The sequence below is a fragment of the Streptomyces fulvorobeus genome (assembly GCF_013167895.1).
Lineage (GTDB): Bacteria > Actinomycetota > Actinomycetes > Streptomycetales > Streptomycetaceae > Streptomyces > Streptomyces fulvorobeus.
Genome location: NZ_BLWC01000001.1, coordinates 3,589,970 through 3,602,673 on the forward strand (window position 1 = coordinate 3,589,970; position 12,704 = coordinate 3,602,673).

Genomic DNA, 12,704 nt, shown 5'->3' on the forward strand with positions numbered 1-12,704 from the left:
CCCGCCCCCGACCGTTCCCCGACCGGCCTACACCGCCGCCTTGAAGCCCCGCAGCCTCAGTGAGTTGCCGACCACGAAGACCGAGGAGAAGGCCATCGCGGCCCCCGCGATCATCGGGTTGAGCAGTCCCGCGGCGGCGAGCGGCAGCGCGGCCACGTTGTAGGCGAAGGCCCAGAACAGGTTCGTGCGGATCGTGCCGAGCGTCCGGCGCGACAGCCGGATGGCGTCCGCCGCGGCCCGCAGGTCTCCGCGTACGAGTGTCAGATCGCTCGCCTCGATCGCGGCGTCCGTCCCCGTGCCCATCGCCAGGCCCAGGTCGGCCTGGGCGAGGGCGGCGGCGTCGTTGACGCCGTCGCCGACCATGGCGACCGAACGGCCCTCGGCCTGGAGGCGCTTGACCAGGCCGCCCTTGTCCTCCGGCATGACCTGCGCGTACACCTCGTCTATCCCGACCTCGGCCGCCACCGCCCGTGCGACGGCCTCGTTGTCGCCGGTGAGCAGGATCGGGGTCAGCCCGAGGGCCCGCAGCCGGCGGATCGCCTCGGCGCTGGTGTCCTTCACCGCGTCGGCGACTTCGAGCACCGCCCGTGCCTCCCCGTCCCAGGCCACCGTGATCGCCGTACGCCCGGCGGCCTCGGCCGCGGCCTTGGCGCGGGCCAGTTCGACCGGCAGGTGGATCTCCCGCTGGGCGAGGAGTCGTTCCCGGCCGACGAGCACGGCGTGTCCCTCGACGGTTCCGTGGACGCCGAGGCCGGGGAGGCTGGTGAAGTTCTGGGGGGTGGGGAGGGTGCCCAGGTGGGTGGTGGCGTGGGTGGTGATGGCCTGGGCGATGGGGTGCTCGGAGTGGTGTTCGAGGGCTCCGGCGAGGCGGAGTGCGTCGTTCTGGGTGGTGGCCGGGGTGGTGTGGATGTGCAGGAGGGTCATGTGGCCGGTGGTGATGGTGCCGGTCTTGTCCAGGGCGATGGTGTCGATGCGGCGGGTGGTTTCGAGGACCTGGGGTCCTTTGATGAGGATGCCGAGCTGGGCGCCGCGTCCTGTGCCGGCCATGAGGGCGGTGGGGGTGGCGAGGCCCAGGGCGCAGGGGCAGGCGATGATGAGTACGGCGACGGCGGCGGTGAACGCGGCCGTGAGTCCGGCGCCGTTGCCGAGCCAGAAGCCGAGCGTGCCGAGTGCGAGGGCGATCACGGCGGGGACGAAGACGGCGGAGATCCGGTCGGCGAGGCGCTGGGCGGCGGCTTTGCCGTTCTGGGCGTCCTCGACGAGCCTGGCCATCCGGGCGAGCTGGGTGTCGGCGCCGACCCGGGTGGCTTCGACGACGAGCCGGCCGCCCGCGTTGAGGGTGGCGCCGGTGACGGGGTCTCCGGGGGTGACGTCGACGGGCAGGGACTCGCCGGTGAGCATGGAGGCGTCGACCGCCGATGAGCCGTCGACGACGGTGCCGTCGGTGGCGATCTTCTCGCCCGGCCGGACCACGAAACGGTCCCCGACCCGGAGATCGGCGGCCGGGACGGTCACTTCCGCGCCGTCGCGCGCGAGGGTGACCTCCTTGGCGCCGAGCTCCAGGAGTGCCTTGAGCGCGGCTCCCGCCTTCCGCTTGGAGCGGACCTCGAAGTACCGCCCGGCCAGGATGAACGCGGTGACTCCCGCGGCGGCTTCGAGGTAGATGTTCCCGGCGCCGTCGCTGCGGCCGATGGTCAGCTCGAAGGGATGGGTCATCCCCACCATGCCCGCGGTGCCGAAGAAGAGCGCCCACACCGACCACAGGAACGCGGCCGAGGTGCCGACCGAGATCAGCGTGTCCATCGTGGCGGCGCCGTGCCGGGCGTTGGTCCAGGCGGCGCGGTGGAAGGGCCAGGCCGCGTAGGTGACGACGGGGGCGGCGAGGGTGAGGGAGAGCCACTGCCAGTAGTCGAACTGGAGCGCCGGGATCATCGCCATCGCGATGACGGGCACGGCGAGCGCGACGGCCGTCAGCAGCCGCTGCCGCAGCGGGCGCAGCTCGTCGGCCTCGGGCTCGCGGGGGCGGCGTCCCCGGCGGGTGCCGGGGGAGCGGGCTCCAGCGCGGTGTACCCGGTGGCCTCGACGGTGGCGATCAGGTCCCGTACGGAGATGTCCGCGCCCCGGTAGCTGACCTTGGCCTTCTCGGTGGCGTAGTTGACGGTCGCCTCGACGCCGTCCATCCGGTTCAGCTTCTTCTCGATCCGGGCCGCGCACGAGGCGCAGGTCATGCCGCCGATGGCGAGCTCGACCTCGGCGGCGGCGCCGGCCTCGGCGGAGTCGGGTGTGGCGGTGTGCGCGGACACGGGTTCCTCCCGGATGTTTCTTCCACTGATACCAGATCACTATACCCCCTAGGGGTATCTGCTCCCCCTATGTATACCCCCGGCCCCTATCGAAGGCAAGCGGTGCGCGCGCCCTCGGCGGTGCGGTCTCGCGGATCACCTTCTCCGCACGTTTACATGGGGAGCCGCACCTTCCGGCGTGCGACCCGTAGGCTGGCATTGGACTAGACCTATGGCTGTTATCTGGAGGAATGGGGACCTATGAGCAACCGTGCAGTCCTGGAGGTGATCGCGCTCGACGCGGCGGACGCGATCGCTGCCCGGGCGGGTGGTGCGGACCGCCTCGAACTGGTCGCCGACATGGCAGCGGACGGCCTGACACCGTCCCGCGAGACCTTCGCCGAGATCCGGTCCGCGGTGGACCTTCCCCTGCGCGTCATGCTCAGGGTCGCGGACGGATTCGCCGCCGGCGACATGGACGTACTGGTGGAGAAGGCCCGCGAGATGCGGGCCGAGGGGGCGGAGGAGTTCGTCCTCGGCTTCCTCGACCGGGACGGTCACGCCGACCTGGTCGCCGTGGAACGGCTCGTCGCCGAGCTGAACGGCTGCCGGTGGACCTTCCACCGGGCGATCGACCGCGCGGCCGACCGCGACGCCCTGCGCAAGACCCTCGCCGACCTCCCCGGTCTGGACACCTACCTCACGGCGGGCGCGGCGAGCGGCGTCGATGAAGGCGTCCCGACCCTGCTGGCCGAGGCGTCCCGCTCGGGTACACCCGGCTACGAGCCGCAGATCCTCGTCGGCGGCGGCCTCCGTCTCGACCACCTCCCGCGCCTGCTCGCCGGCGGTGTCGACGCCGTCCACATCGGCGGGGCGGCCCGTCCCGGCGGCTGGTCGTCACCGGTCGACACGGCGGCGGTACGGAAGTGGCGAGCGGCCCTGGACGGGTGAGGGCCGGGAGGGAGGGAAGCGTGCGCGCCCACGGCTACGGAAGCCACCGGAGTACCTTCTTCTGGCTCCACCCGCTCGGGGGCGAGGTGCTCATCGCGTACCTGCCCGACGGGAATGTGACGGTCGCGGCCGTCCCCGCGCCCCGGCCGGACGGATCACGGCCGGGGACGGCGTAGGGCGGGGTCGGCGCAGGGCGGGACGGCCGGGGCTCACACCGGCGGCGTCACGCCAGAGCCTCCGGCAGCGGGGCCGCGTGCAGCACGATCAGACCGGAGACCGCCCGGGTCAGCGCCACGTACAGGCGGCGCAGGCCCGTGCGTTCGTCCGGTTCGCCGTCGACCACGGCCGCCGGGTCGTCCAGCACCACGTAGTCGTACTCCAGACCCTTCGCCAGCGAGGCCGGGACCAGCGTCAGACGGGACTCGGCGGTCGTCTCGTCACCGGGTGAGAGGTACGCGTGGCCCGCCGCCTCCAGGGCCGCGGCGAGCGCCGGGACCCGGGCGTCGGCGGCGATCAGGCCGATCGACCCCTCGTGGGCCAGCGACTCCTCGCAGGCCGCGACCACCGCGGCGGCCAGCCCGGCCGGGTCCGCCACCTGCCGTACCGCCATGGAGCCCGGCGACTCACGCACCGACTCCACCGGGGCCAGGCCCGGCGAGATCGCGGGCAGCAGCCGCGAGGCGTACGCGATCACCTCGCGGGGCACACGGAAGCCCGCGGTCAACTCCTCGACCAGGGCGTCCGGCTTGCCCAGGTGGAACAGCGCCTGCTCCCAGCTCTCCGTCGACCACGGTGTCGTGCCCTGCGCGAGGTCGCCGAGCACCGTAGCCGAACCGGTCGAGCAGCGGCGGCCCACCGCCCGGTACTGCATCGGTGACAGATCCTGCGCCTCGTCGATGACGACATGGCCGAGCGAGTGCGTACGGGCCACCAGGTCACTCGCCTCGTCGATAAGCACCGCGTCCGCCGGCGACCACTTCGCCGACTTCACGCCGCGCGGCGGCCTGGACCAGACAATCCTCTTCTGCTCCTCGTCGGTGAGGAGGCCGTCCGCGTGCGCGGCGAGGAACTCCGGGTCGGAGAGGAGCCGCAGCACCAGTCTCGCGGGGTCGACGGCGGGCCAGCACGCCTTGACGGCCGCCTTCACCGCGGGGGTGCGGGCCACCGCGTTCTGCACCCGGTCGTCGGGAGCCTCGCCCGCCTCCTCCATCCGGGTCAGGACGCAGTGTGCGATGCGCTGCGGGAGTGCCTCGTGGGCGGCGCCGTAGCGGATGTCGCGGGCCAGCAACTCGTCGACGATCTCCGTCAGTTCGTGCACGGGCACCCGCCAGCGGCGCGAACCGCGCACCACCATGACCGGCTCGGCCGGCGGCGACACGTGCGAACGGATCGCCCGTCGCAGGACCTCCGCCATCCTGGCGTCGCCCTTGACCACGGCGGCCGGGGCGTCGTCCGTGCCACGCACCTCGACGTGCGCCGTCACCAGGTCGTCGACGGTGGCCTGCTTCACCTCCAGCTCACCCAGGGCGGGCAGCACCTGCTCGATGTAGTGGAGGAAGGACCGGTTCGGCCCGATCACCAGGGTCCCGGTGCGGGCCAGCCGCTCGCGGTGCGCGTACAGCAGGTAGGCGACCCGGTGCAGGCCGACCGCGGTCTTCCCGGTGCCGGGCCCTCCCTGCACACACACCGTCCCGCCGAGCCCGCCGCGTACGATCTCGTCCTGCTCGGGCTGGATCGTGGCCACGATGTCGCGCATCGGGCCGACGCGGGGCCGCTCGATCTCCGCCTGGAGGAGCCTGCTGGTCCGCGCGGGCTCGGCCGGGCCGGTGAGGTGTTCGTCCTCGTACGCGGTCAGCTCGCCGCCCGTGTAACCGAACCGTCGCCGCCGGCCCACGTCCTGCGGGTCCTTCCTGGACGCCCGGTAGAACGGCTGGGAGACGGGCGCGCGCCAGTCGATGACCATCGGATCGCCGTGGGCGTCATGGACGTGGCGGCGCCCGATGTAGAACCGCTCGCCCCCGGCACCCTCCGCCCGCTCCGCACCGACCGGGTGCAGATAGTCGAGGCGTCCGAAGAACAGCGGGGTGTGGGAGAGGTCTGCGAGTGCCTTGACGCGGTCGTCCATCTGCGCCTGGAGCACGACGGAGTTGACCCAGTTCGCGGTGACGTCGCGGAGGTCGAGGGCCTGCACGTCCTCACGCATCGCGCGGAGCGCGGCACGGGAGGCGGTCAGACGGGCGCGTTCGCGTGTCAGGGGGTCCGGGGAGCCGATCGGCCCGGTGGTGGGGGTGTCGCTCTCTGCTTCGTGCGCGGGCACGGTGTCGCCTCCGACTTTCAACGCGTGGAAGGCGGACCACGGCCTCCGGTACGACGGGAGGGCGACGTGATCCGCTCAGGGACGTTCGCGCGGGTGCGGGCCGGTTTCCGTCCGGCCGGCGGCGCTCCCCCGGCTGCCGGCGGAGGGCCGGTACCACGGTGCGGGAGGCGGGCAGACCGGCGATTGTATCCACGGCGGCCCGCCCGGTCGAACGGGAAAGGGCGCGCCCCGCCGCGCCGGAACGGCGGTCACGCCCGCGGCCCGGTGCCCCACCGGGCCGGACAGGAGCACCATGGAACACATGAGCACAGTGGTTCCGCACCCCCGGAGACCCGGGCCCGCGCACGGCGCGAGCGCGGTCACCGGTCAGCACCGCCCCCACCGCGCCGGGGACGCACTGCGCGCCGCCGGGGTCTTTCTCCCACCGCGTTCCGCGTGGCCGTCCTCGGCGAGTACGCGCAGGAGGCGGGCGCCCGCCGCCACCGCTGAACCGCACGGCGGGCGGCGAGCCGGCGGGCGGCGGCCGGTCAGCTCTCCGTCAGCAGCTCGTCCGCGTCCACGATCCGGTACGCGTAACCCTGCTCGGCCAGGAACCGCTGGCGGTGCGCCGCGAAGTCCTGGTCGATCGTGTCGCGCGCCACCACCGAGTAGAACCGGGCCTCGTGCCCGTCCGCCTTCGGCCGCAGCACCCGCCCGAGCCGCTGCGCCTCCTCCTGACGCGAGCCGAACGTCCCCGACACCTGGATGGCGACGGTGGCCTCCGGGAGGTCGATCGAGAAGTTGGCGACCTTCGACACCACCAGGACACTGATCTCGCCCTGCCGGAAGGCGTCGAAGAGGATCTCGCGCTGGGCGTTGCTCGTCTCGCCCTTGATCACCGGGGCGTTCAGATGCTCACCCAGCTCGTCGAGCTGGTCGATGTACTGGCCGATCACCAAGGTCTGCTCGCCCTTGTGCTTGGCGACCAGGGCCTCCGTGACCTTCCGCTTCGTCGCCGTGGTGGCGCAGAACCGGTACTTCTCCTCGGCCTCCGCCGTCGCGTAGGCGAGGCGCTCGGTGTCGGTCAGATTGACCCGTACCTCGACGCAGTCGGCGGGCGCGATGTAGCCCTGCGCCTCGATCTCCTTCCACGGGGCGTCGAACCTCTTCGGCCCGATGAGCGAGAAGACGTCCGACTCGCGCCCGTCCTCCCGCACCAGGGTCGCCGTGAGGCCGAGCCGCCGCCGCGCCTGGAGGTCGGCGGTGAACTTGAAGACGGGAGCGGGCAGCAGGTGCACCTCGTCGTAGATCACCAGGCCCCAGTCACGGGAGTCGAACAGCTCCAGGTGCGGGTAGACGCCCTTGCGGCGGGTCGTCAGCACTTGGTACGTGGCGATGGTGACCGGCCGGATCTCCTTGCGCGTACCGCTGTACTCGCCGATCTCCTCCTCGGTCAGCGAGGTCCGCTTCACCAGCTCGCTCTTCCACTGCCTGGCCGAGACGGTGTTGGTGACCAGGATCAGCGTGGTCGCCTTCGCCTCGGCCATCGCACCGGCTCCGACCAGTGTCTTTCCCGCGCCACAGGGCAGGACGACGACTCCGGAGCCACCGTGCCAGAAGCCCTCGACCGCCTGCTTCTGGTACGGGCGCAGCGCCCAGCCGTTCTCGGCCAGCTCGATCGGGTGCGCCTCCCCGTCGACGTAACCCGCGAGGTCCTCGGCGGGCCAGCCGAGCCTGAGCAGCGTCTGCTTGATCTGCCCGCGCTCGGAGGGGTGCACGGCGACGGTGTCCGGGTCGATGCGCTCTCCGACGAGCGGCGCGACCTTCTTGGACCGGAGGATCTCCTCCAGTACCGGACGGTCGGTGGTGGTCAGGACGAGGCCGTGCACCGGGTGCTTGGAGAGGGTGAGGCGGCCGTACCGCGCCATCGTCTCGGCGATGTCGACCAGGAGCGCGTGCGGCACGGGGTAGCGGGAGTACTCCACCAGCGCGTCGACGACCTGCTCGGCGTCGTGCCCGGCGGCGCGGGCGTTCCACAGGCCGAGCGGGGTCACCCGGTAGGTGTGGATGTGCTCGGGCGCACGCTCCAGCTCCGCGAAGGGGGCGATCACGCGACGGCAGGCGTCCGCCAGCTCGTGGTCGACTTCGAGGAGCAGCGTCTTGTCGCTCTGGACGATGAGAGGTCCGGTCACGCGCCTCGGCCCTTTCTGCGGGGGTGCGGCCACGGATGCGGCCAAACGTCCAGTGTGCCGCATGCGGGGCCATCGGTGCGTGGCTCGGAGGCGCGGGCTGCGGACGGCTCCGTCACACCGCCGCCGCCCGGAGCCGGGAGACCTCCGGTCCGTCCGGCCGCCCGGGACCGAGGCGAGCGGCGGCCGCCCGGCCCGGTGGAGGGCCTTCTGCCGGTCGGGGCGCGGCGGGCACGGACCCGCCGGGCACGGCGAGGGGCAGGCTTTAGCGTCAGGCCCCCAAGTCATGCCCCCGAGTCAGGCCCCCGTGTCGTCGGCCAGTTCCGCGACGCCCGTGATGCGGTGGAGCGGGTACGTCCGGACCTCGTCGGCCGTGTGGTCGAAGGCCGTGACGAAGCCGCCCTCGACCCGCACCGGGGCGATCACCCGCTGGCTGGCCGAGCCCTCCGCGTTGACGTAGCCGATCCACACCGCGGAGCCCGTCATGGCGGCGGCCTGGACCGTGGCCAGGGTCTCGGCTGCGGTCGTACGGGGAAGGGAGCCGGCCGACGCCGCCTCCGCCCCGTCCTTGCGGACGACCGTGGCCGCCGTGTCCCCGGCGCGGATCGCCCGGACCGCGGCGCCCAGCAGCGTGTCGTCAGGGACGGGAGGCCCCTCGGGGACCGGCGTGGGGGCCGAGCGGGGCGGGGTGCGCCGGGCACCGGCCCGGGTGATCAGGACGTCCCCTTCGGCGGACTCGGCGGCCGGTGCGAAACCCATCTCCCGCAGCCCCTCCAGGAGGGACGCCGGATCGGTCTGGGCGGCCAGCACGGTCGGTGCGAGCCGGCGCAGCCGCAGGGCCGCCGAACGCTTGTCGGCGAGGATCTCGTTGAGTACGGCCTCGTCGTCGCAGCGCACGTAGGCGGAGGCGGAGCCGATCCGCAGATGGCCGTGGCGGCGGGCCACGTCGTCGATGAGGTAACTGAGCGGCTGCGGAACCGGCGTACGGCTGTGCGCGGCGAGGAAGGCGTGCAGGTCGGTGGCGGCCTGCCCGGCGTCCAGGGCCCGGCGTACCGAACCGGGCGTGAAGCGGTAGACGGTCGCGCCGCCCTTCGACTCGATGTCCGCGAGCACCGACAGCATCTCGGCGAGGGGCCGCTTCAGGGGGCCCGGGGCGACGGCCGTCAGGTCGGCCTGGAGCAGCACGTGGTCGAGGGGTTCGGGGACGAGCGGGGCGAGGCGTGCGGCGGCCTCCCCGGGGCCCTGGGCCAGGAGGGCGCGGGCCTGCGAGGAGAGGGCGCCCCGGCCGGTGACGCCCAGGAGTTCCGCCTCGTTGAGCGTCCACAGCGCGAGCCGGGAGCGCAGGTCGGACGTGTCGCCGGGGGCGGTGGCCGCGGCGGCCGGCGGCGCGCTGTACCCCGTGCCCGCGGCCCGGGACGGGGTACCCGCGGAGGAACCGGCCGGGGTGGCCGGCCCGCCCCGGGCTCCGGTGCGCAGCGGGCGTTCCCAGCGCAGCCGGGCCAGCAGGCCGGCCGGGTCGGGCGCGGTCCCGGGGGGCAGCCCGGCGAGCAGGGCCAGTACCCGGTGGCGTACCTCGGGTGCGGCGGAGCGGTCCAGTTCGGGGCCGAGCGCGGAGAGCGCCCGGCCCTTGGCGTCCTGACCGCCGACCAGGCCGGGGGTGCGGGTGGCGGCGAGCCAGGCGGTGGCGAGGCGGACCCAGCGGTCCTGGACGGGGAGTTCGAGCCAGTCGTCGTACGCGGGTGTCGCCGCGTACCGCTCGTCGGTCTCCCCGTCGGCTGCCAGCAGCCCCGCCGCGTAGGCCAGTTCGACCCAGAAGGCGGCGACCTGCTCGGAGACGTCCATCGCGGCGGCGGCGCGCTTGAGCTCGCGCACGCTCAGCCCGCCCGCCCGGAGGATGGCGGGGCCGCCGCCGTTCCAGAGCTTCAGCAGCTCCTCGATCGTGGACAGCGCCGTGAACGCCTGGCCCGCGGCTGCCCTGTCCACAGCCTCGGGATCGCGCTCGGCGGCCGCCTCGACGGTCGGCGCCACCGGTTCCGGTACGCGGTGGGCGCGCCCTGCCCGCAGATGGAGCGCGGCCTCGCGCGGCAGTACGACGGTGCGGGTCGACACCGGAAGGAGCAGCCCCCGGTCGCGCAGCCACTTCACGGGAGGGGTGGGGTTCGGCGTGACCTCCCCGTACGGCGGGCCCCACACCAGCCGGTCCAGTACGGACAGCGCCTCGACCGGCGCGGTGTCCAGCAGGGCCGCCATCCGCGTCCGGTCGGTGAACAGCCCGGCGAGCGCGGTCACCGCGGAGACCGGGTCGTGCGTGGCGGGCAGTCCCGCCGCGGTCAGGATCTCCTGGAGCCGGCCGGGCGACATGCCCGCGGTGGCCTCGGCGACGGTCGGGCCGAGCCCGGTGGGGGAGGGGTGCTGCGGGGACGGGGCGAGCAGTTCGCGTGCCGTACGCACCAGGCGAAGCCGCTCGTCCTCGCCCCAGACCAGGGCCTGTTCGCGCAGGTTCGCGAGGGCGGCGGGCAGCGCGGCGGTGATCGCGGCGCCGGCGTCGTCGCGGTGGTCGCCGTCGTCCTGGCCGTCACCCGTCAGGAGGGAGAGCAGCGTGCCGTACGGAGCCGGGTCCGGCGCGACGGCCAGCGCCTCCGCGGTCTGGAGCGCGAAGCGGTCCAGATGCTCCAGGGCGCGGACGACGGAGGCCCGGGTGCCTGCCCGGGTGGCGAGTTGGGTGATGTCGTTCGGCACAGGGCTGAGCAGGTCGGGGCGGGCACGCAGAAGCCGTGCCAGCGATTCGTCGCCCCTGGCGCGCAGGGCTTCGGCGAGCGTGCGCGGTGGTGTGGTCGTCCCCATCCGTCCCACGGTAGCCGCTGAAACGCTACGGTCGGGGCAGCGCGGGTAGAGGGGAACGACCGAGTGGGTATCGAGAGCGACCAGCTCGTCTACGACTATCTGAGCCGGGTCGGTGACCTGGCCCAGCAGCAACAGCTGTCCTCGGGCGTGCGGATGAGGCTCGTGTCGACGCTCCGGGTCGAGATCGAGCGGCAGCGCGGGGCGGCGGGCGCGGACTCCCCCACGGTGGTGCGGCGCATCATCGGCAGGCTCGGGGACCCGGACGAACTGGTCGCCGCGGCGGCGAGGTCGGCCGACGGGACGGTGTCGCTGCCCGCGCCGCGCACGGCGGCGGAACCGGAGGCGAAGAGCCCGCCCGCCGTGCCCCGGCCGCGACGCGGACTGCTCCGCAAAGACACTTCCCGCAAGGGCGCGTCGGCACCGGCTCCTCCGGCCCCCGCGGAGGGGTCGGAGGAGCCGGATGACCCGGTGCCGGGCTGGCCGTCGCCGCAGGCCCCTCACATGTCGGGTCTGGACGGCGCGCCGTCCGCGCCGGGCGCGGGGGCCGAGTGGTGGCGGGTCGAACCGGGGCCGCTCGGCGACGGGGTGAGCGTGCCGGGCTTCTTCGGCGGGGTGGAGATCCCGGAGATGCTGAGACCGCCGCCCGTGGAACATCCCGACGAGGCGCGGGAGGAGACCGAGGAGGCGGCGGAGGAACCGGCCCCCCGCCCCCGCCGGAGACCGCGCCTGCGCCGCCGCAGGAAACTGGTCGAGCGGACCGCCGACGTACCGGCGGACACCGCAGGTACCGCGCACACCGCCCGCCTGCGCCTCACGCACCCCCTCCTGCTCCTGGCCGCCGCCCTGCTGGTCGCGGGCGCCGTCATGGGCTCGTGGCTGGCCCTGGCAGGCGGCTGGCTGCTCGCCTACAGCTCCCGCAGACTGTCGCGGGCCGAGGCGAAGTGGGCGGTCATGGGCCTGCCCGGCCTCGTGGTCGCGGGAGCCCTGGTCTGGCTCTGGGGCCGCCTGGAGGGCAGATGGGGTGCCCCGATCCCGGAGAGCGGCATGGGCGAAGCCCTCACGGCCACCTGGCCGGTGGTTCTCCGCACGGCAGCGGTGGCCTCGGCGCTCTACCTGGTCTGGCGCTCCCGCAGAGCGGCCTGAGTCCAGCCACGGCCCGCACGGCCGAACGGGTGAGGGCTGACCGGGGGCGGGTCGGCACAATGGGCCGCATGGCCTCGCATCCCCAGACCCCGCAGCAGACCCCGCCCATGAACCCGCCGACGGTCGGCTTCGACCTCGACATGACGCTCATCGACTCCCGGCCCGGCATCCGGGCCAACTACCGGGCGCTGTCCGAGGAGACGGGGGTCCCCGTCGACTACGACCTCGTGGTCAGCCGGCTCGGGCCGCCGGTCGAGCACGAGCTGGCCAACTGGTTCCCGGCGGCCGAGGTCGCCGCGGCGGCGGACCGCTACCGCGAGATCTATCCCACGCACGCGATCACCCCGACCGGCGCCCTGGCCGGCGCCCGGGAGGCCGTCGCCGCCGTGCGGGCCCTGGGCGGCCGGGCGATCGTCGTCACCGCCAAGCACGAGCCGAGCGCGAAGCTGCACCTCGCCCACCTCGGCATCGAACCGGACGCGGTCATCGGCCGGCTCTGGGCGGAGGCCAAGGCCGAGGCGCTTCTCGCGCACGGCGCGGGCGTCTACGTCGGCGACCACACGGCGGACGTCCGGGGCGCGAAGGCCGCGAACTGCCTGTCGGTCGCCGTCACGACGGGCCCGTGCGACGCGCAGGAGCTGTGGGCGGCGGGCGCTGACGCGGTCCTGCCCGACCTCACCGGTTTCCCCGCCCGGCTGTCCGCCTGGGTGGCCGCGTCAGGTGCCGGACGGTTCTGACCTGCTCAGCCACACGCTCCGCACGACCCCCGCCCCGGCGATCAGGAAGCCCACGCCCATCAGCATGGACACCGCGTAGGCGATGGTCGGGAAGGGGTCGGTGCCCAGGAACAGCGGGGCCACAGTGACCAGTGTGGCCACCGCGCCGACGAAGAAGACGATCGCGCCGACCTGTACGAGCCGGTCACCGGCGCCGGAAGGAGTAGTACTCACCCGGCCAGGGTAGTTCCCAGCCCGGAGGAACCATCGGGCGACGTCTTGT

At 73.9% G+C, this 12,704-nt stretch carries 8 protein-coding genes and 1 pseudogene; 4 read left to right on the top strand and 5 right to left on the bottom strand.

Annotated features, from left to right (window positions below; genetic code table 11):
• Positions 1-27 precede the first annotated feature (27 nt).
• Positions 28-2,303 (bottom strand): annotated as a pseudogene (locus Sfulv_RS16340) (heavy metal translocating P-type ATPase).
• Positions 2,304-2,543: 240 nt separating this feature from the next.
• Here Sfulv_RS16340 and Sfulv_RS16345 point away from each other — a divergent pair.
• Both Sfulv_RS16345 and Sfulv_RS16350 read left to right on the top strand, forming a co-directional pair.
• Positions 2,544-3,233 carry a copper homeostasis protein CutC gene (locus tag Sfulv_RS16345; RefSeq protein ID WP_173314621.1) on the top strand — a complete coding sequence of 230 codons (690 nt, stop codon included), beginning with the start codon at positions 2,544-2,546 and terminating at the stop codon, positions 3,231-3,233.
• A gap of 20 nt (positions 3,234-3,253) precedes the next feature.
• The gene (locus Sfulv_RS16350; RefSeq protein WP_173314623.1) at positions 3,254-3,409 is read left to right on the top strand and encodes a hypothetical protein; all 156 of its coding nucleotides are present in this window, start codon (positions 3,254-3,256) and stop codon (positions 3,407-3,409) included.
• 47 nt (positions 3,410-3,456) lie between these two features.
• Here the strand turns inward: Sfulv_RS16350 and Sfulv_RS16355 are convergent, their stop codons facing one another.
• The 3 genes from Sfulv_RS16355 to Sfulv_RS16365 all read right to left on the bottom strand — a co-directional run bounded on the left by Sfulv_RS16355 (position 3,457) and on the right by Sfulv_RS16365 (position 10,562).
• Positions 3,457-5,550 (bottom strand): HelD family protein, encoded by a 2,094-nt coding sequence (locus Sfulv_RS16355; RefSeq protein WP_173314625.1) that lies wholly within the window; start codon positions 5,548-5,550, stop codon positions 3,457-3,459.
• Positions 5,551-6,077: 527 nt separating this feature from the next.
• Positions 6,078-7,721, bottom strand: coding sequence for a DNA repair helicase XPB (locus tag Sfulv_RS16360; protein ID WP_173314628.1), 1,644 nt, complete (start codon positions 7,719-7,721; stop codon positions 6,078-6,080).
• Positions 7,722-8,015: 294 nt separating this feature from the next.
• A complete protein-coding gene (locus Sfulv_RS16365) occupies positions 8,016-10,562 on the bottom strand; it encodes a helicase C-terminal domain-containing protein (RefSeq protein WP_173314630.1) in 2,547 nt (848 codons plus the stop codon).
• A 63-nt stretch (positions 10,563-10,625) separates the two neighbouring features.
• On the opposite strand from Sfulv_RS16365, the gene Sfulv_RS16370 reads away from it, so the two are divergent.
• Both Sfulv_RS16370 and Sfulv_RS16375 read left to right on the top strand, forming a co-directional pair.
• Complete coding sequence (locus Sfulv_RS16370; protein WP_173314632.1) at positions 10,626-11,705, top strand: hypothetical protein; 1,080 nt, start codon at positions 10,626-10,628, stop codon at positions 11,703-11,705.
• Between the two features lie 68 nt (positions 11,706-11,773).
• Complete coding sequence (locus Sfulv_RS16375; protein WP_173314634.1) at positions 11,774-12,442, top strand: HAD family hydrolase; 669 nt, start codon at positions 11,774-11,776, stop codon at positions 12,440-12,442.
• On the opposite strand, the gene Sfulv_RS16380 is transcribed toward Sfulv_RS16375, so the two are convergent.
• Positions 12,422-12,655: a hypothetical protein gene (locus tag Sfulv_RS16380; RefSeq protein WP_173314635.1), complete on the bottom strand. Its 234-nt coding sequence runs from the start codon at positions 12,653-12,655 to the stop codon at positions 12,422-12,424. The two genes, Sfulv_RS16375 and Sfulv_RS16380, sit on opposite strands and share 21 nt — an antisense overlap.
• Positions 12,656-12,704 lie beyond the last annotated feature (49 nt).

Coding starts and splice junctions, on each gene's coding strand:
- Sfulv_RS16345 (WP_173314621.1), top strand. CDS start 2,544: ATGAGCAACCGTGCAGTCCTGGAGGTGATCGCGCTCGACGCGGCGGAC.
- Sfulv_RS16365 (WP_173314630.1), bottom strand. CDS start 10,562: ATGGGGACGACCACACCACCGCGCACGCTCGCCGAAGCCCTGCGCGCC.
- Sfulv_RS16375 (WP_173314634.1), top strand. CDS start 11,774: ATGGCCTCGCATCCCCAGACCCCGCAGCAGACCCCGCCCATGAACCCG.